This window comes from [Clostridium] hylemonae DSM 15053 (assembly GCF_008281175.1).
GTDB classification, from domain to species: Bacteria; Bacillota; Clostridia; order Lachnospirales; family Lachnospiraceae; genus Extibacter; species Extibacter hylemonae.
The window spans coordinates 3,136,263-3,158,136 of the sequence record NZ_CP036524.1; the positions used below are offsets into that span (position 1 = coordinate 3,136,263).

Annotated in this window: 32 protein-coding genes, 7 tRNA genes and 8 pseudogenes; 4 read left to right on the forward strand and 43 right to left on the reverse strand. The window is 45.8% G+C overall.

What is annotated here, in order from left to right; translation table 11 throughout:
- Nucleotides 1–118 precede the first annotated feature (118 nt).
- The 15 genes and pseudogenes from LAJLEIBI_RS19880 to LAJLEIBI_RS14770 form a co-directional block, all read right to left on the reverse strand.
- Nucleotides 119–382 carry an alcohol dehydrogenase catalytic domain-containing protein gene (locus tag LAJLEIBI_RS19880; RefSeq protein ID WP_149301956.1) on the reverse strand — a complete coding sequence of 88 codons (264 nt, stop codon included), beginning with the start codon at nucleotides 380–382 and terminating at the stop codon, nucleotides 119–121.
- Nucleotides 379–450: pseudogene (locus LAJLEIBI_RS19885) on the reverse strand (alcohol dehydrogenase catalytic domain-containing protein); the annotation flags it as partial. The pseudogene LAJLEIBI_RS19885 and the gene LAJLEIBI_RS19880, both read right to left, overlap by 4 nt.
- A gap of 85 nt (nucleotides 451–535) precedes the next feature.
- Nucleotides 536–661 carry a hypothetical protein gene (locus tag LAJLEIBI_RS19300; protein ID WP_330580793.1) on the reverse strand — a complete coding sequence of 42 codons (126 nt, stop codon included), beginning with the start codon at nucleotides 659–661 and terminating at the stop codon, nucleotides 536–538.
- 8 nt (nucleotides 662–669) lie between these two features.
- Nucleotides 670–981, reverse strand: a complete 312-nt coding sequence (locus LAJLEIBI_RS19305; RefSeq protein WP_330580838.1) for a zinc-binding dehydrogenase — start codon at nucleotides 979–981, stop codon at nucleotides 670–672.
- A gap of 206 nt (nucleotides 982–1,187) precedes the next feature.
- A complete protein-coding gene (locus tag LAJLEIBI_RS19310) occupies nucleotides 1,188–1,421 on the reverse strand; it encodes an alcohol dehydrogenase catalytic domain-containing protein (RefSeq protein ID WP_330580794.1) in 234 nt (77 codons plus the stop codon).
- The gene (locus LAJLEIBI_RS19315; protein WP_330580795.1) at nucleotides 1,418–1,594 is read right to left on the reverse strand and encodes a hypothetical protein; all 177 of its coding nucleotides are present in this window, start codon (nucleotides 1,592–1,594) and stop codon (nucleotides 1,418–1,420) included. Before LAJLEIBI_RS19315 ends, LAJLEIBI_RS19310 begins: the two co-directional genes overlap by 4 nt.
- A gap of 88 nt (nucleotides 1,595–1,682) precedes the next feature.
- Nucleotides 1,683–2,321: an ABC transporter permease subunit gene (locus LAJLEIBI_RS19320; RefSeq protein ID WP_149301957.1), complete on the reverse strand. Its 639-nt coding sequence runs from the start codon at nucleotides 2,319–2,321 to the stop codon at nucleotides 1,683–1,685.
- Complete coding sequence (locus tag LAJLEIBI_RS14735) at nucleotides 2,224–2,583, reverse strand: hypothetical protein (protein ID WP_149301958.1); 360 nt, start codon at nucleotides 2,581–2,583, stop codon at nucleotides 2,224–2,226. Before LAJLEIBI_RS14735 ends, LAJLEIBI_RS19320 begins: the two co-directional genes overlap by 98 nt.
- Before the next feature lie 224 nt (nucleotides 2,584–2,807).
- Nucleotides 2,808–3,365 carry an ATP-binding cassette domain-containing protein gene (locus LAJLEIBI_RS14740; RefSeq protein ID WP_330580839.1) on the reverse strand — a complete coding sequence of 186 codons (558 nt, stop codon included), beginning with the start codon at nucleotides 3,363–3,365 and terminating at the stop codon, nucleotides 2,808–2,810.
- Nucleotides 3,352–3,633: a hypothetical protein gene (locus LAJLEIBI_RS14745; RefSeq protein WP_149301960.1), complete on the reverse strand. Its 282-nt coding sequence runs from the start codon at nucleotides 3,631–3,633 to the stop codon at nucleotides 3,352–3,354. The genes LAJLEIBI_RS14740 and LAJLEIBI_RS14745 overlap by 14 nt, the downstream gene beginning before the upstream one ends.
- Nucleotides 3,614–3,745: an ATP-binding cassette domain-containing protein gene (locus LAJLEIBI_RS18800; protein ID WP_149301961.1), complete on the reverse strand. Its 132-nt coding sequence runs from the start codon at nucleotides 3,743–3,745 to the stop codon at nucleotides 3,614–3,616. The genes LAJLEIBI_RS14745 and LAJLEIBI_RS18800 overlap by 20 nt, the downstream gene beginning before the upstream one ends.
- A gap of 8 nt (nucleotides 3,746–3,753) precedes the next feature.
- Nucleotides 3,754–4,011, reverse strand: coding sequence for an ATP-binding cassette domain-containing protein (locus LAJLEIBI_RS18805; RefSeq protein ID WP_149301962.1), 258 nt, complete (start codon nucleotides 4,009–4,011; stop codon nucleotides 3,754–3,756).
- Nucleotides 4,012–4,346: 335 nt separating this feature from the next.
- Nucleotides 4,347–4,595: a substrate-binding domain-containing protein gene (locus LAJLEIBI_RS18810; RefSeq protein ID WP_149301963.1), complete on the reverse strand. Its 249-nt coding sequence runs from the start codon at nucleotides 4,593–4,595 to the stop codon at nucleotides 4,347–4,349.
- Nucleotides 4,523–4,924 carry a sugar ABC transporter substrate-binding protein gene (locus LAJLEIBI_RS19890; RefSeq protein ID WP_149301964.1) on the reverse strand — a complete coding sequence of 134 codons (402 nt, stop codon included), beginning with the start codon at nucleotides 4,922–4,924 and terminating at the stop codon, nucleotides 4,523–4,525. Before LAJLEIBI_RS19890 ends, LAJLEIBI_RS18810 begins: the two co-directional genes overlap by 73 nt.
- Complete coding sequence (locus tag LAJLEIBI_RS14770; protein WP_149301965.1) at nucleotides 4,921–5,181, reverse strand: sugar ABC transporter substrate-binding protein; 261 nt, start codon at nucleotides 5,179–5,181, stop codon at nucleotides 4,921–4,923. Before LAJLEIBI_RS14770 ends, LAJLEIBI_RS19890 begins: the two co-directional genes overlap by 4 nt.
- Nucleotides 5,182–5,556: 375 nt before the next feature.
- Here LAJLEIBI_RS14770 and LAJLEIBI_RS14775 point away from each other — a divergent pair, with 375 nt between their 5' ends.
- The 3 genes from LAJLEIBI_RS14775 to LAJLEIBI_RS18170 are packed head-to-tail and all read left to right on the forward strand — an operon-like array spanning nucleotide 5,557 to nucleotide 6,300.
- Nucleotides 5,557–5,790, forward strand: a complete 234-nt coding sequence (locus LAJLEIBI_RS14775) for a DeoR family transcriptional regulator (RefSeq protein WP_170254085.1) — start codon at nucleotides 5,557–5,559, stop codon at nucleotides 5,788–5,790.
- A gap of 5 nt (nucleotides 5,791–5,795) precedes the next feature.
- A complete protein-coding gene (locus LAJLEIBI_RS14780) occupies nucleotides 5,796–6,119 on the forward strand; it encodes a sugar phosphate isomerase family (RefSeq protein ID WP_243133349.1) in 324 nt (107 codons plus the stop codon).
- Nucleotides 6,120–6,141: 22 nt separating this feature from the next.
- Entirely contained in the window at nucleotides 6,142–6,300 is a 159-nt protein-coding gene (locus LAJLEIBI_RS18170; RefSeq protein ID WP_170254086.1) for a hypothetical protein, read from the forward strand.
- A 248-nt stretch (nucleotides 6,301–6,548) separates the two neighbouring features.
- Here LAJLEIBI_RS18170 and LAJLEIBI_RS14785 read toward each other — a convergent pair whose 3' ends face one another.
- From LAJLEIBI_RS14785 to LAJLEIBI_RS18190, 23 genes and pseudogenes are all read right to left on the reverse strand, one after another.
- Nucleotides 6,549–7,211, reverse strand: a complete 663-nt coding sequence (locus LAJLEIBI_RS14785; protein ID WP_149301968.1) for a hypothetical protein — start codon at nucleotides 7,209–7,211, stop codon at nucleotides 6,549–6,551.
- A 395-nt stretch (nucleotides 7,212–7,606) separates the two neighbouring features.
- A complete protein-coding gene (locus LAJLEIBI_RS18175; RefSeq protein ID WP_170254087.1) occupies nucleotides 7,607–7,780 on the reverse strand; it encodes a hypothetical protein in 174 nt (57 codons plus the stop codon).
- Nucleotides 7,781–7,983: 203 nt separating this feature from the next.
- Nucleotides 7,984–8,181, reverse strand: a complete 198-nt coding sequence (locus tag LAJLEIBI_RS14790) for a hypothetical protein (protein ID WP_149301969.1) — start codon at nucleotides 8,179–8,181, stop codon at nucleotides 7,984–7,986.
- A gap of 95 nt (nucleotides 8,182–8,276) precedes the next feature.
- Nucleotides 8,277–8,480, reverse strand: a complete 204-nt coding sequence (locus LAJLEIBI_RS14795; RefSeq protein ID WP_149301970.1) for a hypothetical protein — start codon at nucleotides 8,478–8,480, stop codon at nucleotides 8,277–8,279.
- Entirely contained in the window at nucleotides 8,477–8,851 is a 375-nt protein-coding gene (locus LAJLEIBI_RS14800) for a hypothetical protein (RefSeq protein ID WP_149301971.1), read from the reverse strand. Before LAJLEIBI_RS14800 ends, LAJLEIBI_RS14795 begins: the two co-directional genes overlap by 4 nt.
- A gap of 88 nt (nucleotides 8,852–8,939) precedes the next feature.
- Nucleotides 8,940–9,359, reverse strand: a complete 420-nt coding sequence (locus tag LAJLEIBI_RS14805; RefSeq protein WP_149301972.1) for a hypothetical protein — start codon at nucleotides 9,357–9,359, stop codon at nucleotides 8,940–8,942.
- Nucleotides 9,356–9,508 (reverse strand): hypothetical protein, encoded by a 153-nt coding sequence (locus LAJLEIBI_RS18180; protein WP_170254088.1) that lies wholly within the window; start codon nucleotides 9,506–9,508, stop codon nucleotides 9,356–9,358. The genes LAJLEIBI_RS14805 and LAJLEIBI_RS18180 overlap by 4 nt, the downstream gene beginning before the upstream one ends.
- 832 nt (nucleotides 9,509–10,340) lie before the next feature.
- The gene (locus LAJLEIBI_RS19690; RefSeq protein ID WP_149301973.1) at nucleotides 10,341–10,442 is read right to left on the reverse strand and encodes an ATP-binding cassette domain-containing protein; all 102 of its coding nucleotides are present in this window, start codon (nucleotides 10,440–10,442) and stop codon (nucleotides 10,341–10,343) included.
- 139 nt (nucleotides 10,443–10,581) lie between these two features.
- Nucleotides 10,582–11,070, reverse strand: a complete 489-nt coding sequence (locus LAJLEIBI_RS14815; RefSeq protein ID WP_330580796.1) for an ABC transporter permease — start codon at nucleotides 11,068–11,070, stop codon at nucleotides 10,582–10,584.
- A gap of 70 nt (nucleotides 11,071–11,140) precedes the next feature.
- A complete protein-coding gene (locus LAJLEIBI_RS19325) occupies nucleotides 11,141–11,323 on the reverse strand; it encodes a hypothetical protein (protein ID WP_330580798.1) in 183 nt (60 codons plus the stop codon).
- Nucleotides 11,324–11,480: 157 nt separating this feature from the next.
- Complete coding sequence (locus tag LAJLEIBI_RS19330; RefSeq protein WP_330580799.1) at nucleotides 11,481–11,834, reverse strand: substrate-binding domain-containing protein; 354 nt, start codon at nucleotides 11,832–11,834, stop codon at nucleotides 11,481–11,483.
- Nucleotides 11,835–12,495: 661 nt separating this feature from the next.
- Nucleotides 12,496–12,575, reverse strand: a tRNA-Leu gene (locus tag LAJLEIBI_RS14825).
- Nucleotides 12,576–12,645: 70 nt separating this feature from the next.
- Nucleotides 12,646–12,718, reverse strand: a tRNA-Lys gene (locus LAJLEIBI_RS14830).
- 9 nt (nucleotides 12,719–12,727) lie between these two features.
- A tRNA-Gln gene (locus LAJLEIBI_RS14835) sits at nucleotides 12,728–12,799 on the reverse strand.
- A gap of 9 nt (nucleotides 12,800–12,808) precedes the next feature.
- Nucleotides 12,809–12,882, reverse strand: a tRNA-His gene (locus tag LAJLEIBI_RS14840).
- Nucleotides 12,883–12,949: 67 nt separating this feature from the next.
- Nucleotides 12,950–13,021 (reverse strand) — tRNA-Arg (locus tag LAJLEIBI_RS14845).
- A gap of 65 nt (nucleotides 13,022–13,086) precedes the next feature.
- A tRNA-Gly gene (locus LAJLEIBI_RS14850) sits at nucleotides 13,087–13,157 on the reverse strand.
- A 7-nt stretch (nucleotides 13,158–13,164) separates the two neighbouring features.
- A tRNA-Pro gene (locus LAJLEIBI_RS14855) sits at nucleotides 13,165–13,237 on the reverse strand.
- On the reverse strand, nucleotides 13,214–13,342 hold the full coding sequence (locus tag LAJLEIBI_RS18815) for a hypothetical protein (protein ID WP_279232019.1): 129 nt from the start codon (nucleotides 13,340–13,342) through the stop codon (nucleotides 13,214–13,216). The genes LAJLEIBI_RS14855 and LAJLEIBI_RS18815 overlap by 24 nt, the downstream gene beginning before the upstream one ends.
- A gap of 17 nt (nucleotides 13,343–13,359) precedes the next feature.
- A pseudogene (locus LAJLEIBI_RS19695) lies at nucleotides 13,360–13,837 on the reverse strand (metallophosphoesterase family protein).
- A gap of 11 nt (nucleotides 13,838–13,848) precedes the next feature.
- Nucleotides 13,849–14,466: pseudogene (gene rdgB / locus LAJLEIBI_RS19700) on the reverse strand (RdgB/HAM1 family non-canonical purine NTP pyrophosphatase).
- Nucleotides 14,463–15,630 (reverse strand): annotated as a pseudogene (locus LAJLEIBI_RS19705) (THUMP domain-containing class I SAM-dependent RNA methyltransferase). Before LAJLEIBI_RS19705 ends, rdgB begins: the two co-directional pseudogenes overlap by 4 nt.
- A gap of 176 nt (nucleotides 15,631–15,806) precedes the next feature.
- Nucleotides 15,807–16,007, reverse strand: coding sequence for a hypothetical protein (locus LAJLEIBI_RS18190; protein WP_170254089.1), 201 nt, complete (start codon nucleotides 16,005–16,007; stop codon nucleotides 15,807–15,809).
- Nucleotides 16,008–16,248: 241 nt separating this feature from the next.
- Here LAJLEIBI_RS18190 and LAJLEIBI_RS19710 point away from each other — a divergent pair.
- Nucleotides 16,249–16,574 (forward strand): annotated as a pseudogene (locus LAJLEIBI_RS19710) (sporulation initiation factor Spo0A C-terminal domain-containing protein).
- A gap of 306 nt (nucleotides 16,575–16,880) precedes the next feature.
- Here the strand turns inward: LAJLEIBI_RS19710 and LAJLEIBI_RS18580 are convergent.
- From LAJLEIBI_RS18580 to fba, 5 genes and pseudogenes are all read right to left on the reverse strand, one after another.
- Nucleotides 16,881–17,032: pseudogene (locus tag LAJLEIBI_RS18580) on the reverse strand (DUF2148 domain-containing protein).
- Nucleotides 17,033–17,531: 499 nt separating this feature from the next.
- The gene (locus LAJLEIBI_RS14885) at nucleotides 17,532–17,825 is read right to left on the reverse strand and encodes a MarR family transcriptional regulator (protein WP_243133333.1); all 294 of its coding nucleotides are present in this window, start codon (nucleotides 17,823–17,825) and stop codon (nucleotides 17,532–17,534) included.
- Between the two features lie 186 nt (nucleotides 17,826–18,011).
- Complete coding sequence (locus tag LAJLEIBI_RS14890; RefSeq protein ID WP_147570476.1) at nucleotides 18,012–18,476, reverse strand: DUF1700 domain-containing protein; 465 nt, start codon at nucleotides 18,474–18,476, stop codon at nucleotides 18,012–18,014.
- 98 nt (nucleotides 18,477–18,574) lie between these two features.
- Nucleotides 18,575–20,680: pseudogene (locus LAJLEIBI_RS19715) on the reverse strand (glutamine synthetase III family protein).
- A 214-nt stretch (nucleotides 20,681–20,894) separates the two neighbouring features.
- Nucleotides 20,895–21,753, reverse strand: a pseudogene (gene fba, locus LAJLEIBI_RS19720) (class II fructose-1,6-bisphosphate aldolase).
- Nucleotides 21,754–21,874 lie beyond the last annotated feature (121 nt).

Sequence of the window (21,874 nt, forward strand, 5' to 3'; positions counted from 1 at the left end):
CAGATGCAGAAGCCCTATGGTCCCCGCCCGAGAATAAGTACGTTTGCCCCAATACCGATCGTAACCTTATTATGCGCATTGATAACACACGCTAATGGTTCTGCCATAGACATCGCGATCATATCTGTATCCTTTGGTATATGGAAAGCACACCGCTCCGGCAGTGTAATATATTCAGCAAATGCTCCGTCCTCGTATTTCCCACTACCTGTATGTTCTTACAATGTATCTGTTTATTTGCCTTACAAAAATCACAGTTTTCACAGAAAATATTAGGATCCCCTACTACATGATCTCCCAGGGTAAAATTGATCACCTTATTTCCTACAGCCTCAACCACACCGGAAAATTCATGCCCCGGCACAACCGGGTATTCTGTCACATGTTCCCTTTATATGTATGGATATCTGTCCCACAGAATCCACACGCAGCGACTTTGACCAATATCTCATCATCTCCCGGTACAGGTTTTCAAGTTCTGCGATCTGAGCATTGTTTGGTTCTAAAACACATATGCTTTCATTTTGTCTCCTCCCTATGGCCGCATGGCTACCTTTATGGCATCCGGCGACTTTTCCGCCGTCTCAAACGCCTTATCCCAATCTGACATGGCAAATGTATGAGTTACGATTCCGTCAGTCTTAATACTTCCGTCAAGCATTCCCTGAATCACCGCATCATAACAATATGGTCCGAGATGGGAGCCAAGGATATCGATCTTTTCGTATCACCGATGATATTCCAATCAGCTGATATTTTCTCTTTAAATACTCCAAATTGTACAAAACGGCCCAGATTTCGGATCGCCTTCAGTCCCTGATCTACACTCTGTTCGCTTCCTGCTGCTTCTATATATACATCACAGCCGTACCCTTGCGTGAGTTTCATGATCTCCTCTGCTACATCCGTCCGGGCAGGGTTAAGAACAATGTCCGCGCCAAATTCTTTCGCTTTTAAAAGTCTGTTCTCCTCATATCCAATCCGATCAAAAGTCTGGGCGCATGTGTCTTTGCAATCGTTACCATCCCAAGACCAATGGCTCCTAAGCCCGAGATCACAACTACGTCACTGTGCCGTATCTTCCTCTTTCAACAGCGTGCATACTGCATGCATATGGCTCTATCAACACAGCCTGCTCTCTTGTAAGCTGCTCCGGAATCTTATGGTTTCTTCCATTTTATGGAACTTCATATATTGTGCAAATCCTCCTTGTGTGTGATCTTTAAAGCCATACACATCACTTTGGCGGCACATCCAGTAATTTCCGCCCTGCAGTATTCACAGTCATTACAGGGAACGATCTGTTCAGAGATCACCCTGTCACCGATCTCTACATCCTTTACTCCGCCCCTTTTCAGCCACCTCTCCAAAAAACTCGTGGCCGCCGATGCAGGGTGCCTGAATGTATCTGTCTTCTTCACCTGTACCCCATATCCTGATCCCCGTGCAGCGTCTTTACATCTCCTGCACATATTCCTGCCGTATCGATCTTTACCAGAATCTCATCGTCCGATATCTCAGGAACCGGAACATCTTCGTATCTGAAATCATATGGCGCATACATCCTCAGCGCTTTCATTGTATTTTCTTTCATGCCTCTTCCCTTTCTTTATCTTTTCTCTTATATGTACCTGACGCCCGGAGTGTCCTTACCGCATCCAAAGATACCGCCAGCAGTAGGATCAGTCCTGTATAAATGTCTGCCAGTAAGCAGATACATTTAATAAATCTAACGAATTCTGTATGAGTCCCATGATCAGTATTCCAAGGAATGTCCCCGATACCTTTCCCTTTCCTCCTATCGTTACGCTGGCGCCCCAGAACACATGCGGTGATCGCCTGCATATCGATCCCTGGGCAATAGATACAGCGACGGAGTTCATACGGCCGACTACAATGATCCCTGCTATACTGCATAAAAGTCCGGCAAATATATAGACGAGCATGATCAGTCTCTTATTATTAATGCCCGCGATCCTCGTAGCCTCAGGATTACCTCCTACCGCATAGATAAGTCTCCTGTCTTTGTCTTGGCAAGGAAGAACCCAAAGAACAGAAACAATCCGATCGTCCATATAACTGCCATAGGTATCCCGAGAAGTTCTCCTGCCCCGATATTGAGAAAATGTTCCGGAAAGCCGTGTAACGGCTCCTTGTGCAAGTCCAAGGTGGATACCTCTGGTGATCTGTTCTACCGCAAGCGTAGCGATCAAAGGTGGAATCTTAAGCCCCGCAACCGCAAAACCATTCACAACTCCTACCATCCCGCCCACAATCAAACATACGAGTATGGCAGCCGGCCATGGAATACCCGCCAGCATGCACTTTGCCGCCACGTAGACAGACAGCCAAAGTCCCTCCCACGGAAAGGTTGATTCCGCCTGTCAGAATTACCATCGTCATCCCGATCGCTATAATGCCATATGTACTTACATACTGGACGATATTCATGGCGTTTCTGACACTCAGGAAATACGGCGATGCTATACCCATTGCTATAATAATGACGATAATGATTGCAAACAGTACGATCTGCTCCGCTATCTTCTTATAGAAATCTTTTATTCTACTCATTTGTCTCATCCTCTCCCAGCGCAGTCTTAAGGGCACACACGCCCTTTATCTCCCGCGCTGCTGTTACTTATATGTCAGCTTATCATGGCAAACAGTTCATTTTACTTATTTCCCGTGGTTCCACTTTGCCTGTCACTTCGCCAGATTTTAAGATCGTAATTGTATCGCACACCTCTATCAATTCTTCCAGCTCAGATGAGAATATAAGAATGGCAACACCCTGATCTGCCATATCAGTCAATATATTGTATATCTCCATCTTTGCATATACATCCACCCTCTTGTAGGTTCATCCAGAATGAACAGCCGGGGCATACTTGCGACACATCTTCCGATAATGACCTTTGCTGATTGCCGCCTGATAATTCAGATATTCTCTGTTCTATTGAGTCACACTTCACTGTCATCCTTTTGGCCATATCTTCTGCAAATTTCTTTCTTCCTGTTTCTTTTATAACACCTGCTTTATTGCAGAATGACCCAAGATTTGAGAGTGTGATCGTCTCCCGAATTGATAGCAGCTGTGAAAAGCCTTCCTGTTTTCTGTCTTCTGTTATCAGTGCCGTTCCTTTTGCCATCATCTTTTCCGGAGATGGATTCCTGATCTCCTCTCCGTAAAGATAGAGTTCTCCACTATCATAAGAGTCCAGTCCGTATACTGCCCTTGCAAGCTCCGATTTTCCGGCTCCAAGCAGTCCGCATACACCCATGATCTCTCCCGCTTTGACTGTGAGGCTGATATTTTTAAATTTGTTTTCACTCGTGAAATTCTTCAGTTCAAGCTGTTGTATGCGTCTCCTTTCTCTTTACATCCGTTTCCTTTCTCTTTACTATGGAACGGCCCATCATAGCTTCTATCAAGATATTTTTATCTACCTGCGCTGTCTGGAACACTCCGTTATTATGTCCGTCTTTCAGTACGGTCACCCGATCCGTCATCTGAAGAATATCTTCCAGAAAATGTGAGATAAAAATAATAGAAACTCCATTTTCTTTCAGCTTATAAATCAGCTGAAAGAAGACCGCCTTTTCTTTTCTGTCAGGAAGAAGTCGGCTCATCCAGTACCATGATCTTTGCATTCGTTGTCATTGCCTTTAATATCTCTATGATCTGTTTCTCAGCCGCACGTAAGCTGCGGACCGTATCTTTCGCGCTGATATTTATTTTCATATCGTCGATCAATTCCTGCGCCTTGCGGATCGTCTTTTGGCGTCGTAAAGACCAAACTTATCCTTTTGAAGGCTGCCTACAAATATATTTTCCGCAACATTTAGATCCAGACAGACATTCAGCTCCTGGTGGACAAAGGATATGCCGTACTTTTCCGCGTCGCTTGGCTGCCTGATCTGTACAGTTTTTCCTTCTATGCTGATGTCCCCGCCATCCAGACTGTAGATACCGTTTAATATCTTGATCAGCGTACTTTTTCCGGCCATTGGCTCCTACCAGCGCGTGTATCTCTCCCTTTTTAATGAAAATCAACGCCGCTTAAGACAACGTTATCAAAGAACTTTTCTTTATATTATTCATTTCCAGTATCATGTCACCCATCGGTTCAACCACCTTTTTCACTGCTTTAAACATAAAGCTGTGACAACTCTGCCACAGCTTTATATCCTCATTGTCTCATTCGATCAAAGCCGCCCGTTATCCGATAATAAATCCCCACAGATCATCATGCAGCTTATCAATATTTTCATCTGTTACAACATCTCCATTGTAATAGACTTTTCTTCAACCTTGCCGCCGTCCAGATATGTCTTCATGGACTTCACCGTATCAATACCAAACTGGATCGGATATTGTGAGAAAGTTCCGTCAACCGTCCGTCTTCGATTAATTTAAGAACCTCTCCTGCGCCGTCTACCGAATAGATTCCCACATGGTTCTCCTCCCCGACCTTTCCTGTCTTGCCGGCTTCTTTTAATGCTGCTACGATTCCAGGTACTAACGCATCTGTACAGGTAAAGATAACATCCAGATCCGGGTTCGTCTCCAGGAAATTTTTCGTGGTTGCCAACGCGGCTTCATTGTGTACTCTCCTGCTGACGGCTCCCCGACAATGGTGATATTCTCATATTTTTCCAGGACATTTTTTACGCCTTGTGTCCGGTCAAGTGTCGGAGTATCAGAAAGAACACCTTGGATGATCAGTACGTCTACATCTTCTCCATAATCTTTCACGAGCTGCTCTGCCATCGCCTCTCCTGCCTTTACATTGTCTGTCTCTAATGTGGATACCACTTCTCCCTCTCCCCGTCTGTCCACACAGAATACAGGAACACCTGCCTCATTTACAGTCGTAAGCGCAGGCCCGATAGCTTCATTTTCAATGGGAGCTACGCCTATGGCGTCAACGCCTTTGTAACCTGGCTCTGCAGCTGGCTTATTTGAAGTTCCAGGTCACCCTGTGGATCCAGAAGCGTTGCTTCCCATCCATACTCTTTGGCCTGTTTTTCAAATCCGTACCAGCACGCCTCCCAGAATGTGGAGAACATCTCAGGTATAGAAAATGCAACCTTTACAGACTCTTCTTTCTTGTCCCCGCTGTCCGATCCTTTCTTCTCTTTCTCCCCGCTTGAACATGCGGCCAGAGAGAGACACATCGTCAGACATAAAAATGCAGCCAGAAACCTTTTTTCATAATTCTTTCCTCCTTTATCTTTTGTTAGTGTGCGTCCATAAAATTATCGTTTTGTTATTTTATGTTATTATTTTCGATAATTTTATAACTTTATATTACATATATATCACTCTTATGTTATAATGTCAATATAATTTTCACATTTTAACATAATAAAAATAATGTACAATTATTATTGTGCATTATGTACACACAAGGCAGCCTAAAATTCATACTCTCCGAGCCGACCGGCAAGGGGTTAATGGCATTGCCAATTTTTTACAACTATGTTATTGTGAAATCAGTATGAAAGTGGAGGATAAATAAGAATGTTACGTGAATCCAGACAAAAGAAATTTTGAATTTATTAAATACTAATGGTTATGTAGAGATCAGCGCATTGTGCCGTATGTTTAATGTAACTGAAATGACCATTCGCCGGGATCTCGACCAGCTTGCTCAGTATAATGATATTGAACGTACCAGGGCGGAGCAGTCAGATCGGAAACCACCCTTTATGAAGAAACAAGATTTGAACACCGGATCAACCTTCATTCAGAAGAAAAGCTTCAAATCGCATCCGAAGCTTTAAAATACATTTCCTACGGAAATACGGTATACTTTGATTCTGGAAGCACTTCTTTCTGCCTGGCCCAGTCACTTCCGAGTGATATTCATATATTAGCTGTCACCAATGCGCTGAATATCTGTTCCGAGCTTACGTACCGCTCAAATATATCTACCATCATGATAGGAGGCGAGATCTCCCGCAATACGCTGTCCAGCCGCGGGACGTTGTCTGAAGAGATGTTAAAATTGTTCCGCCTGGATGTTGCTTTTCTTGGGGCAAATTCTATCGAGCTCGACGGTAAGATCTATACTGCCAACGTAAATGAGACCGGATTGAAAAGACTGCTATGAGATCTGCAAAAAGACTTATGTATTGGCTGATTCATCTAAGATCAACTCTTCCAAGATCATAACCTATGCATCTTTAAATGAAATGGATGGTCTTATAACGGACAGCGGCATATCCGAATCAGACAGGAAGCAGCTTATGGAACATGGGGCAAACGTTATCATAGCTGATATGCAGTTATAACTCACATGATCCGCTCTGAAATCCTGGCCGCACTATCCGTTCGATCCGGCCTGGCCGCCGGTAAGAAAAGACCGTGACTCCTTACATATTAAGGAATCACGGTCTTTGTGTTCAGTTACAAAATAGATGCCCCGCAAAAATATAGAAAATGAGAATCCCAGGTTCTAAATATCAAGTTCATTTTCTTTACGTCACACATTAAAGGCAGAAGCATCAAACCAGCTTCTGCCTAATGAACTTTTCTTGTTTTAAGGCTTATCTTTTCCCCTTTTTCTTAATATGCCAAAATCCCCGCCTATTACAGCAATTGCCGCCGCAAGAGTGCCAATGTACAGACCAGCAGGAGCCGTGTCACCAGACTTCACATTTCCACCTGTAGGATTTCCCGCAGAACCCAGACCGGACTGTTTATCGGTCTGATGATCCACATTGGTGTCAGGCTGACCGTCTGTTCCTCCCGACGGATCGGTTGTTCCTGGCTTTTTGTCCTGCTTTGTGAGGGTAACCGGTATCTTATATAAATTTAGATCTCCAATAGAAACCGCCATTTCTGCCTTGTATGTTCCGGCTTTCATCCCTTCCTTTAAACCAACCACCGTATTCTTCTGGTCTCCGGCCGCAATGTTCATCATCTTTGAACGTTTGGCCTTTTCCAGTATCTGCATCTTGTCCGCATCCTGTCCGGACAGCTGGCAGTTGACATAGGACAGGTCTACGGTTCCCTTATTCTGTAATCCCAGCTCCGCCTGCGGCATGGTCCCCTGGGAAGACAATTCATTTTTATCCAAATGAAGAATCACTTCACCAGTAAATGCTTTACCGTCGATATCATACTGATAGATTCTGTCCGCAATCTTCACAAGAACATCAAAGACGTCATCCTGCACGTAGAGTACAGGGGTATCAGTCATGAAAAGATTATTAAAAATATCATAGCTGACATTTTTTTCACTGAGATCTGCCGTATGCCAGTTCTCTCCCTGATCTGCAGAGAAAATCACCTCTTTAAAGCCGGGAATGGATAATCCCCATGTGACATCAGCAGCGGGAGACTGATATCCGTCTTCTTCAACGTCTGATTGTCCGAATCTTTTAAAACTCCGGTAAATCCTTTAGCAACACCAAAATGGAATGATTTAAAGTCGGCAGCACGGACCCGCTGATATCCTGAAAGTACACAAAGCTTTCATTAAAACAGCGAAATCTCCTGCTTTTAAACTATCCGCATAGACGACTGCCTGATCTGTGATCATCTTCCTGGCAGTCAATGTATTCCTGACGATCAAAATCCCTGATGTTTCTACATTTACCTGATCAGCTGTGACGTCTCCTCTACAGTTACCACGCCCGCCTTTAATATACTGTTGTCTCCCAAATGAATATCTCCAGTTATCGTTGAGGTAGCTGCTGTGTCCAGTTTCAGCACAACATTATCCTGGCCCTCAATGGCATTTGCAGTATATCCCGGCAGCCTCTGCAAAACATCACCGTCCAGGACAATCTCAACCTCTGCCCCTCCTCAATCTCAACCAGCGGCTGTGTTTTATAGTCCTCATCTCCATATAAAATCTTCCATGAATCCAGTGTTGTCCCTTCTGAAATTGCCAATTTCTTTTGTAAAAGTGACAGTTCCCCGGCCCGGCTGTTCAACCTGGATTGTACCGTCCGCATTCTTAGAAATCTTTAACGCTCCATTTTTAATGAAAATGCAGGAGTCTCCAGATCCGGCTTCACGGATACAGGCGTCATACAATTGTCCTGGTCCGCACTGCCTGAATCTATAAACGCATTTGCACGAAAATCATAGTTATAACCGTCTCTGTCCTCTGACAGTGCAAAGATACTAACCCGGTATGTCTGTGTCTGGTCCGTTCGATTCATCAGAGCCTTTAAGCTTGCTCTCCACTGATTATCATTCACACGTTTAAATATTGCCTGTGACATCACATTACTCTGAGGGTCTGCCATAACAGCGATCAAAGTCCTTTCTGGAAAACCTCCATCTGCGTTCCGGTTAGTGTGATCGTAAATACTTCTTCCGACTCCACCTCTCCTTTTATGTCTACAGTCATACTCTCCACCTGAGGAGCTGCCTTCTTTACGACAGCTATCGAATGATTCAGCTTAAACTCCCTGCCATTTACATTGGCAGACACTGCTATTTGTGCAGTTTTGTTCATAGATGCTTCCGGAATCTCATAATAATAGAGTCCCCGTCACCTACCCGGGTAATCGTCATATCTGGACTTGTTATTTCTACTTCGCCCTCCACATGTAAATAATCCTCTAAAGCACAGCCGGCGTCTATGTTAAATTGAATGGGCTTGTCATATGTGTTAAATACATAGCTCCCGTTATGTGTAAACGGGACATTTATCTGATCCTCCATAGAAAGCTTGAGCAGCTGCGGACATGTACATGGATGAAATGCAATCACTGCATCACCCTGACCAAACACAGCGCGGTAGACCGTTCCGCTGTCCGTCACTGCTTCTATATAATTGGAGCCGTTAAATACTGTAATATCCTGTAATTTACTGTCGCCCCCCACCGTTCCTTCCCCGGTGACTGTATTGTAAAGAGTTTTGATATTGCTATCTTCATACCTTTGTGAGACTTTATAAGTAATATGAGTATCCCTAAGAAACGCCCCTGGTCTCCAATAAATTGAAGAGTCTTTTCACCGGACTTACCTTTGTACTACTATATGTTCCTGATGTGATGGTCCCGCCCTGATAATTTATTTGGGCCACAATAGACTCTGTGGCAAAACATGTGGCATTGCCGTTTGTACCTGTTCCGTTCAATGTTAATTTGGCTTCATCCTGTATGGTGAGTTCACCCACACCATTCTTGTAATACTGATAAATATCTGTAGAATTCTGATATCCGGAGCCTATGGCAGCAGAATACCCCGGTTCCACAGTTGTAACCTCCGCCTGGTCCTTTAAGGTGATGGATTCAAATCCTAAAGAAGCGCTTTCCACCTGTCCGCTGCCCACGTAATTGGCTGCACCGATCGCTGCACTTCCCCATCCACATGTTGCAGTGAGCTTCACGGAACCCCGATCACAATCCTGCCTGCCGGCTCCCCATAGTTTCCTCCATTTTCTGAATTATAGACAGAACCGCCGCCAATTCCGGCAGCTGAGGAGCCCTGGATTCCGGCCGTACTTACATTTAAGGAACCGGAACCTGCAATCGTCACAGACGCCCCTCTTCCACCTGAATACCTGCGCGGTAAGCTCCGCCTGCCAATTCATTTATGCCGCTTACCTCTATGGTAACCTGTGCACCGTCTTTGATATGAACAGCCGGCTTACTTGTCTCAGAATTGTTCGCCCCAGGCGTGGCATCCTTGTTGGGCGCGTATGATTACATTGTTTAACTGGAGCGTTGGCTGCCCTCCTGATATGACAATTGTATTCTGTTCTATGCTTGTTCCGGTAATACTGACCGTCTCATTCGTGTTTGTCAAATTTACCGCATCGGCGGAAATATCATAACTGACTGACGCTGCCTGCGGCCAGCACCTGGTATGGCCCTGTCTGGACGCAGCTCCAAACCAGACATATACATAATAACAGGATCTTCTTTACCCTTCTCTTTTTATCATCTCTGGCCCTGTCTCCTTTTGAGAAACCCTTTCGCTTTGTGACATGATGCATATCCATTATGAAAAACGCAGTATCGTATCCGCCCCAGCAGCTCTATATCCTCGGACTCATGGGTAATTGTGATCAATGTTCTCCCTTTTATCATTTTCCGGATGTATGCGGCAGTCCTATGCCTGTTATCCCTGTCAAGCCCTTAAACGGCTCGTCCATCATCACACAGAGACTTGGAGACAGCAGCCCTAAGTACCGCTGCTCTTCTGCACATGCCTCCGCTCAGCTCCCGCACCGGTTTCCCATAGCAGCTGAAAGGCCCAGCTCCGCCAGTGCTTCTTTCAGTTCTTCTTCCGGCCGCCGGCTGCAGACCATTTTCAGGTTGGCCATGACACTTAAGTTTTCACAGAGCCTGTCCTCTTGGAATACAGCTCAACCGGCCGCTGGGGACCCGGTAACCTCACCGGAGTCTGGCTCCTCGATTCCCATCAGTATATGCAGCAGCGTAGTCTTTCCGCAGCCGGACGGACCCATGATACAGGAGCTTTTCCCTTCCGGGAAGGAAAAGACAGACCTTCCAGTACCGGCTGTCCAGAAAATGACTTATTCAGATTATTGATTTTATATCCATACGCTACATCCTCTCGACTTTTGCACCAGCCATCTGATGCCCCTAAAAACACTTTTCAAATACAAAGCTGATCATGACGATTACAACCGTCCACGCAAACAGCTCCGGCGTATTCAGATAAATTTTAGCATGGTACAGCTTTTCGCCTATAGACCCGTCAGGCACACCGATCACCTCTGCGGCCACACCTGCTTTCCAGCATAATCCAAGGGCAAGCGTACATGCTGTCAAAAGGTAGGGAAGCAGCTGGGAGAGATAGATATAGAGAATCCTCCGGCCCCATCCAATAGAAAATACATCTGCCATCTCAAGAAGTTTCTCATCTGTCTGCCGGATTCCTTCCAATAGATTCGTATATATGACGGGAAGTACGATCAAAAACGAGATAAACACAGATAAATTTCTGGACGGGAGCCATATCAGACACAAAATGATAAAGGATGCCACTGGTATGGATTTGACAGTAACTATCAATGGGGTCAGAAGAATCTCAATAACAGAAAATCTGCATGCCAGCACTGCCAGTATCATCCCGAGCACAAGCGCCAGAAAAAGCCGGATATGATCCTGACGAAGCTGTATCCTACCGCCTGCCAGAATCCTAAGGTGACAGAAAGCCCGGCCAGTTTTGAAGCACGGAAGCAGGAGACGCCAGAAGTATCTCCTGTCCCAGCTTCATACTGGCTGTCTGCCAGACTCCGAGCCAGAAACAGACTGCCAGAACACGCGCTGCATATCTGCTTATCCTGCTGCCCTGCTTATTTCTCGTAGTAGAAATCATCATCTGGCACCGCTCCTCCGATCGTCTCCGGATTCTGCCTGTTTAAAGTTTCAAGATAACCGGAAAGCATTGTCTTCATCTCTTCCCTTTACAAACACAATGCTGCAGTCCGGTATCGCCCTGACCGCCACTTCTTTTGCCACAATGTCATGTGACCCTATTATTTCCGCCGCCTCATCCGGGCGTCATTTACAAAATCCACAGACTTTTCATACTGCTCCATAAACTTGTCCACGGCATCCTTGTGCTCATTCAGAAATTCATTTCTTACAATGACCACACCGGTGACCAACCTGCTTCCGTCAGACATTTTGTCCTCCCACATCTGGTTCAGATCCAGAGCTATCTTAAGATTCTCATTTTCATCAGCCGTTGTAACAAACGGCTGAGGGAGAAGTCCTGCTGCGGTCTCGTCTGCTGCAAGAGCGGCTGCTACTTCTGCATGTTCAGATTTATACTCTATCGTTACATCAATAGAAGGATCAAGACCATTTGCCTCCAGCACAGAATTCAAGGCATACTCCGGCGTTGCCCCTTCCCGCTTGCATAGATTGTCTTTCCTCTTAGATCTTCAGCAGACTGGATCGTATTTCCATTTTCCACAAGATAAAGAACACCCAGAGTATTCACTGCCAGAACACTTACCGCCTTATCTGTCTTCTGATATAATACGGAGGACAGATTAGCCGGGACAGCCGCGATATCTACTTTCCCTGAACGACCATTGGAACAATCTCATCCGGGAAGCCGAAATCGTAAACGTATAATTTTCATCGTCCAGCATCTGAGCCATGCCCATAGCCGTAGGTCCTTTCAAAGCCCACATTCATCTTGACGTTCTCTTCTGTCTTCTTCGTTTCTTCTTTTGTGTCTTTCTTTTCCGTCTCCGCCCTATTTGAAGCACATCCAATTAGCACTGCCCCGCACATACACACAACGAGCAGCCATGCCGCCGCCTTTTTAATTTCATTTCCACACCTGCCTGTCTATTTTTCCTGGTCATTATAACACTTTCACCTGCATATATCAGATAATTCCAGCTTTAGAGATTATTGTAACATGTATCGTATGAAAAAGCAGTGGTTATTTCCGAAAACAGATAAAATCAACAGGGATGAAACCACCAAAAAAAGCTGCAGCCCCTGATCAACAAGAGATTACAGCCTTTCACAAAATGCGGATGACAGGAATCGAACCTGCACGGTCTCCCACTAGATCCTAAGTCTAGCGCGTCTGCCAGTTCCGCCACATCCGCATATAAGTTTGAAAACAGAAAACGGACCGTATTTTCTGAACATCATTCAGAAAATGGGACCGTTTTCCAGTGAGCGTGCGGGGATTCGAACCCCGGACAACTTGATTAAAAGTCAAGTGCTCTACCACCTGAGCTACACGCCCATACGTAACCTGGGCTAGCTGGATTCGAACCAGCGAATGCAGGAGTCAAAGTCCTGTGCCTTACCGCTTGGCGATAGCCCAATAAAAAAAGGTGGGTAATGGGACTCGAACCCATGATATCCAGAACCACAATCTGGCGCGCTAACCAACTGCACCATACCCACCACATATATTACCTATTGAACTATAGTGTCCAACTAAGTACCACTTTATTCAATTGTGTGGCTCTAACGAGCCTGGGGATTCGAACCCTCGACCTACGGCTTAGAAGGCCGTTGCTCTATCCAGCTGAGCTACAGACTCACAAACCAGCTCTTTGGAACTGTTTTCTCTCAAAGCCTGAACACGCGATATCAAGGCTTTAAGAAAGCGGGTGATGGGAATCGAACCCACGTATCTAGCTTGGAAGGCTAGTGTTCTACCATTGAACTACACCCGCATAAATATCGGGGTGACAGGATTTGAACCTGCGACCTCCTGGTCCCAAACCAGGCTCTAGCCAAGCTGAGCCACACCCCGAAGGTATTCTTTTTCTGTCACTTTGCGGCTTTTATTCCGCTGTACCGCCGTGACACAAGAGTTATTATATATGATGGTCTCCAGCTTGTCAACATATTTTTCCATTTTTTATAAACAGCTTATTACACAAATTTTATCTCAAAATCGGCATTTCCTTTGTCATCCATTCTCATGACGATGTAGCTTCCTTTTCTGCCCTCCTGCCTCGGATATGCAACACTGCCCGGATTGAGCGTCACCAGATCATCCTCGACCGTGAGCGCAGGCCTGTGTGTATGCCCATACATCACAATATCCGCGCCGCGGCCCCTGGCCTCTGCCTTAAGACGCTCTTCCGACATACCGACATAATAATAATGCCCGTGGGTGATGAACACATGACTGCCGCCGATAAAGAACTCCTCTTCTCTCGGAAGATCGGAAAAAAATCATTATTTCCGCTTATCACATGAAAAGGGCAGTTAACGAGTGCGTTTATATAATCCTCTTTCCTTCAGCGTCACCGAGATGTATCAGCATGTCAATATGGCCTTCACGCTCCAGCACTGTCTCCAGATTTTTATGAGATTTGTGTGTATCGCTTACAATTAATATTTTCATACTAATTCCTCTTATCCCTGCATCTTACTTTCAATGACCGAACGCATCTTCCGCAGTCCCTCTCCTCTGTGGCTCAGTTCATTCTTTTTTCCGGTGAGAGCTGCGCGCTCGTCATACCATATTGGGGCAGGAAAAAATAGGGTCATATCCGAAACCGTTCTCACCGATTATCTCATGTCCTATAATGCCTTCCATCGTACCGCGCACGACCTCCCCGGACCCGTCAGGAAATACTGCGGCGATCGCGCAGACAAATCTTGCAGTGCGCCTGTCGTCCGCCACACCGTCCAGCCGGTTCAGCAAGGTCTGATTCTTTATGTCATAGGACGTATTTTCCCCATATATCTGGCAGAATATATTCCCGGCTCTTTATTCAGGTAATCTATCTCAAGACCGGAATCATCCGCAAGCACTACCGCATCCTTATACTCCTCTATTCCATGGGCGATCTCTGCTATCTTTCCTGCTTTGATCATGGCATTTTCTTCAAATGTACTGCCGTCCTCCACGATATCCGCAATTATGCCGGCCTCTTTCTGTGACAGGATCTCCATGCCCAGACCTTCCAGTATCATACGGATCTCCACCATTTTATGTTCATTTCCAGTAGCAAATATCACTCTCTTCATCTGTTGGCTTTCCTTTCTTCCTGACTGCCAAAACGCTTTGGAGGCCTCGGCCCGGGAAACTGATAAAATAAGTCTTGAGCATCCGTTATAAATCTTTCTGTTCTTGTCAGCCTTTCTTCCAAAGTACCGTTCTGCATCTTCATAGGACGTTATCATATATGCGGACCACGAATCCAGCGTCCTGAAGCTCTCACCAAAAGTTCTGTAAAGCTGCGGCAGGTTTTCCTTTTCCTCCAGCCGTTCCCCATAAGGCGGATTCGTGATGATAAAGCCGTATTTCTTCGGATGTCTCAACTCTTTCACGTCCCTTTGCTGGAAGTGGATCAGATGCTCAACTCCCGCCTCAGCCGCATTTTGCCTTGCGATCCTGACTACACTGTCGTCCACATCATATCCCTGAATATCAACTTCAATGTCATCACGTATTAAGTCATTCGCTTCATTCACCGCGTCATACCACTTTTCTTCGCAATAAGGTTTGTCCAGCTTTCCGCTGTAAAAGAACGGTTCATTCCCGGTGCGATATTGGCCGCCATCATGGCTGCCTCTATCGGAAATGTACCGCTGCCGCAGAATGGATCCACAAGAATGCGCTCCCTGTTCCAGGGCGTCAGCATGATAAGCGAAGCCGCCAGTGTCTCGGTGATCGGCGCCGTTCCGGAAACCTCACGGTATCCTCTCTTGTGCAGCGACACACCGGAAGTATCTATTCCTATTGTAACAATATCCTTCATTAAAATACACGGACCGGATAAGACGCGCCATCCTCCTTGAACCACTCCGTATGGTAATGCTCCTGGAGCCGCTTTACCATAGCCTTCTTCATAATAGACTGAATATCCGAAGGGCTGAACAGCTTACTTTTAACAGAAGCTGCCTTTGCTACCCAGAACTTTCCATCTTCCGGGATAAACTCCTCCCACGGGAGCTCTTGTCTTCTCAAATAACTCATCAAACGTAACTGCCTTAAAAGAGCCCGCCTTCCACAATATACGCTCAGCAGTCCTGAGGAATATATTAGCACGGCACACCGCTTCCGCGTCTCCGTAGAACGTCACCCTTCCGTCTTCCACACCTGCGATCTCATAGCCCAGATCTTGTATTTCTCTTTTAATACAGCCTCCAGTCCGAAATGACAGGGGCAATCAACTCAACTTTATCCATAAATATCTCCAATTTTGTTAATCTTATCCTCTTATCTTACTTGTTGTGTATACGTTTTGTCAATTGGGGACGGAGGTTTTAAAAACCTCCGTCCCCAATTTATTTTCCTGTCCCCTGCGGGTTATCACAGAAAAGGACGTACCCTGTGGATACGTCCTTTCTGCTCTTCTTACAGACTAGTAGTTGTTGCTCTCGTTGCTGCTGTTCTTGTTAGAAGAATTCTGGTTTGATGCATTCTTGTTTGAAGAATTCTGGTTTGATGCATTTTTGTTTGATGCATTCTGGTTTGATGCATTTCTGTTAGATGCATTCTGGTTAGAAACGTTCTGGTTTGATGCATTTGAATTGCTGTTAGATGAATTATAGTTCTTTGCCATGTTAATTCCTCCTAATCAATCTAATCAATTTTTTGATTACGAGATTATTATGTCCCTATTCCAATCATTTATGTAACATGTACAATAAAACTAATTTTCATGTTTTATTAATTTTATTTGTATAATCTACATGTTTCGTCTATTATCGTCGACTCTCGTCTTTTTTGCTCTTTTCGTTTCTGTTATTTCTGAAACTGTAACTTATTGTATACAATTGAATTGTAAGGTCGGTAGGAGGCATATGGATAAATCAAGAGCTCTATTGTTAAGGCTCGGGATACGGTCTACATTGAAAGGTTTCTATTTCCTGCTGTATGCGCTGAAGCTGTGCTTGTCAAACGATGAGTATCTGCTTTCTGTCTACAAAACACTCTATGTTGATGTGGCCACACATTTCGGCACCTCCAGGGATAATGTAGAGCACTGTATCCGTACTGCCATTTCTAACTGCTGGTACAAGGGTAACCGGAAACTTCTAATCAATATTACTGGGTACGAACTTAAGCAAAACCAGCAAACGGAGAATTCATAGACATTCTCTACAATTATTTAACTCAGGAAGGATAGCCCGCTGTGCGGGCTCCTTCTTAAGACCATCATATTCAATTTTTGGCAATTTTCACAAAAGCTTCCATTTTAAGAATTTTTAATTTTAACTTGCTTTTAATGGCCTCTATATTATACTTAATCATGTAGAAAGGATACTTTCTACAACCCCTATTAATTATTTATATCCTCAAAAGACCGATGGCTCCCCATCGGTCTTTTACTTTTTCCAGTGTTTTCCGGTAATACACATCTGAAACTCCACATGAAGCCCATGCATTACTTACATTAATTGGAAATCCCGGCCGTTAAAACCGACGATCTGATCTACTGCCGGTCAAAATATATATTCTTTCCCGAGACGTTCAACGGTATACCGATCCAGAATGCCTCACCTTCCACGTACTGCATTTCAGCGGCTGCTTTTCCGCCGACCACATCATACGGTTATCCACATTATCGCCGGATGCCTTCAGCACCGCCGAGGAAAGTGCAATTCCCAGATCGAGAAACAGATGTGCGCAGTTTCCTCCCGCCTTCTTACATTCCTCACAGTTTTAAAACCGCAAAGAGCACACTGTCCGACGCCCCGGTAACTCTTTCTGGCGCCGATCAAAACTACCGCCTGGCTTTTACGAACGTTCTCCGCGTCCCTTCCATACCATACAAAAGCCTTGTCTTTAAAATACCGTACTCCCAATTCCTCCATCTTATCAGCCAAAGATTCTTTTCATCTCCGGTCAAAACAGTGTAAGAATCTCGTCTACTCCTTGGCCTTTGGTGCAGTGCGTGCGGCAACACACATTTTGCGGCTGTATCAAGCACTCCTCTTTCTTCCAGCGTTCCACTTTGTAATAACATAATTTTTCTCCTTTCCAATTCGTGTATGTACACTATTTAAGGTAAAAAAAAAATAAGATCTTACAGCTTTTCCGAAATCTCAAAACCACCGGAGATTTTCCTTTCCCAAACGTGCTTCTATTTCGGACTGCGCTGATTCCCATAGTGGAATCCCTTGTTCAGAGTCTCTTTCCCAAGACTTGTAAGCTGCAGCTTCTTGTCTCTTCTGCCCTTCTCTGATACATCCTTAATAAATCCCCGTTCCGTCAGCGGTTTTAACGTACGTGTCAAAGTTGTCCTCTCCAAACCAACATAAGCGGCAAGTTCGCTGATACTGCCGGATCCCAGGCGGCTTAAATTCATTAATAAAGAAAACTGATTTACAGTGATCCCTGTTGGTTCAAGGCCTGTCGTAAAACGAAGTAACCGCATTGGCAGCTCTCCTGATGCCGATACAGTAACAGGTACCTTTGTTGTGTTTCATTTTATTGTCACGCTCCGCCCTAAATAGTGTATATACACTATATCAGAATTATGCTTAACTGTCAACCCGTTTACTATTTACACTGTCACAATTAAATCTATATCCCTGCCGCATAAAAAAAAGGGAAACTCCTCTCACCTTCTCCGCCCTATGAGACGAACTACCAGCATCACTACTATGATCGGCATGATCAACGGCATGAGCAGACTGAAAATGCCTCCGATAACCGCTACGACGATCAGTACCACTCCGATAATACCGAGCACAAGCAGCAGCTTCTTCCACCACGAATCAAAGCCGAACACATGAACACTTCCGCCGCCCGCTCCATACTCCCGGCCTCCGCTCTGTCTCCCTGACGCTTCTTTTGCCTCATACCCGCCGCGTGCTTCCGCGGTATTTTCGGCCGCATCGATGAGAGAACGGGCAATGACCCACGGATCGCCAAGCTCACCGACCACTTCTGACTCCGTCCTTCCTTTTCTCATTTCTTCCATTATATAAGAACTGTAATAAGCAACGTTATCCTGAACGGCCGAACCGCTCAATTCATTCTCCAGCGCATTCCGAAGCTTATCCAGGAACTCATTCTGCGTCATTTGTTAATCCTCCTTACATCACCCTGTAAATAAAAGAACCTTGAACCTAGAATAACATATATAAACTGCCATTCCAAGCCCAAGGTCCTTAAATTTTTCTAATCAATTTCTAAAGAATCAGACTTCAAAATCAAATCTCCGTAAGAAGGCATCGGCCACGCTTCCTTGTCTACGATCATCTCCAGCTCATCGACAGGTTTGCGGGCCTCCATAGCCGGCACAACGTCAGAATGACAATATTCCGCCTGCTGTTTTCCCTCTTCCATATCTGAGGCTTTGTCCGCTGCCAGAATGGCTTCCGCCTTTCTTCGTCTCCGCCAGCAATCCAGATACTTCCGTGAGCAGCCCTGCCTGTACGGACATATCCGCCCCGCCTCTTTTACCGCCACAACGGTATCTGCCAGACTCTTCGTATATCGATCACAGCCGGGATGATCTGTTTGCTCGCCATATCTATCATCGTTCGCGCTTCTATATTAATGGCCTTAGAGTAGTTCTCATACTTTATCTCCGCGCGGGATTCAAGCTCCGCCCTCGTAAATACATTGAACCGCTCAAACATACTGACAGACTTCTCTGTCGTCAGTGCCGGAATCGCCTCAACCATGGAGCTAATATTTGGAAGCCCCTTCTGGCCGCTTCTTCTACCCAGGCCTGCGCATATCCGTTGCCGTTAAATACGATACGGTGATGCTCTATCGCATACTGCTTGATCAGATCGTGAACTGCCATCTCAAAGTCATCCGCCTTCTCAAGAATATCACACGCCTCACTGAACGCCTCGGCAACGATCGTATTGATGACTACATTCGGCCCTGCAACGGAATCGCGGGAGCCCACCATACGGAATTCAAATTTATTTCCTGTAAATGCAAACGGAGAGGTTCTGTTTCGGTCCGTCGCGTCTTTCGCAAGGTCAGGCAGCGTTCTTACACCGGTCTCCAGTTTACCGCCCTTTAAACTGTGGGTTGCCTCCCGGTGCTTATAAGCTGCTGAAGCACGTCTTCAAGCTGCTCGCCCAAGAAGACAGAGATAATGGCGGCGGCCTCATTTGCCCCAAGGCGGTGGTCATTTCCCGGATCGGCGGCAGATTCACGCAGAAGGTCTGCATGCTCATCCACTGCTTTGAGGATACACGTAAGCACGAGAAGAAACTGTATGTTTTCATGTGGTGTTTTACCCGGTTCCAGCAGGTTTCTTCCGTCGTCTGTCGTAATAGACCAGTTGTCATGCTTTCCGGAACCGTTCACACCTGCAAACGGTTTCTCATGGAGCAGGCACTTCATCCCATGCCTGCCCGCTACACGCTTTAACGTCTGCATCACAAGATGATTGTGGTCAACCGCGATATTGGCCGGTGCATAGATCGGGGCCAGTTCATGCTGCGCCGGGGCCACCTCATTGTGCTGCGTCTTCGCCGTTACACCTACCCGCCACAATTCTTCATTTGTATCCTTCATAAATCCGGCGATCCTCTGACGGATCGTGCCGAAGTAATGATCATCCAGCTCCTGGCCTTTCGGAGGCATCGCTCCAAAAGCGTGCGACCGGTATATATCAGATCCTTCCTGAGACGGAACTTCTCAGCGTCAACGAGAAAATATTCCTGCTCCGCCCCACGGAAGGAGTCACCTTTTCGCTGTCGTGTTTCCAAACAGACGGACAAGCCTCAGCGCCTGTTCACTGATGACTTCCATAGAACGAAGCAGCGGCGTTTTCTGGTCAGCGCCTCCCTGTATAGGAACAGAAAGCAGTCGGTATACAGAGCGTCGCCCCGCAGCGTCATGCCGGACAAAGGCCGGAGACGTACAGTCCCCGCAGTGTAACCTCTCGCCTCAAATGTAGCCCGCAGTCCGCCGGACGGGAAGGAGGATGCATCCGGCTCACCTTTGATCAATTCTTTTCCGGAAAAGCTCATCAATACTTTTCCGTTGTCAAGCGGAGCCGATATAAAGAATCGTGCTTTTCGGCCGTAACGCCCGTAAGCGGCTGGAACCAGTGTGTATAATGAGTGGCCCCTTTTCAATCGCCCATTCCTTCATCTCATGCGCAATGACATCCGCCGTTGCAAGATCTAACTCTTTGCCTTCTTCGATCGTCTTCTTCAGATCCTTATAGACTTTCTTAGGCAAACGTTCCAGCATGACAGTGTCATTAAACACATCTTCTCCAAAAATTTCAGCTACGTTAATTGCTTCGCTCATATTTTCTGTTTCTTTCTTGTGTTAAATCCTGTTACAACAGGGAGTCTCATATTCCGTCTCCCGGAAATTTGTGCGGTACACGGCGCAGAAACCTCTGTCACACGCATCACTAGAAAAGGCACTCCAACTACCGGTTGGAACGCCTTTGTTCATTTCTACGTCTGCTAGTATACCTCAATCAGCCGAAAAGGCAAGTAAAATTACATTCTGTGACTTAAGCTTTTCCAACTGAACCGAATAATTCCATCTTTTCCTTAACAGTCTGCATAATGGCATCCGTACCCGGTTTCAACAGCTTACGTGGGTCATAGCCTTTACCTTCTAAGTCTTTACCTGCTTCGATATATTTACGTGTCGCGTCTGCAAATGATAACTGACAGTCTGTATTTACATTGATCTTTGCCACGCCAAGGTCAATCGCCTTCTTGACCATGTCGTCCGGGATCCCGGTTCCGCCGTGAAGTACGAGAGGCATTTTGCCTGTAAGCTGCTGGATCGCGTCCAGTGTCTCAAAGCTTAATCCCGCCCAGTTCTCCGGATATTTTCCGTGAATATTTCCGATTCCTGCCGCGAGCATGTCTACACCAAGGTCAGCGATCATCTTGCATTCCTGCGGGTCCGCACATTCGCCCTGTCCGATAACACCGTCTTCCTCACCGCCGATGGCCCACTTCCGCTTCGATGGACATTCCCTTTTCCTTACAGATAGCGATCAGTTCTTTTGTCTTAGCAACATTTTCCTCGATCGGATATTTGGAGCCGTCAAACATGATAGAAGTAAATCCTGCGTCGATACATTTCAGACATCCTCATAGCTGCCGTGGTCAAGATGTGTTGCGACAGGAATTGTGATCCCGAGTCCGTCGATCATCTCTTTCACCATTGCCTGTACAGTCTTAAAGCCTGTCATATATTTCCCCGCGCCCTCGGACACGCCCAGAATTACCGGTGATTTACACTCCTCTGCTGTGAGCAGGACCGCTTTTGTCCATTCCAGGTTGTTAATATTAAACTGACCTACCGCATAGTGGCCCGCTACCGCTTTTCAAGCATCTCTTTGCTGATACTAACATATATTATTCCTCCAATTCCTACACTATGGCGCTCGCCGCCGACATATAATGTAATTGTTTCGCTTTTAACATTATATCTCATAACCCTTAAAACACAATAATGTTTACCAATAAAAGCAGT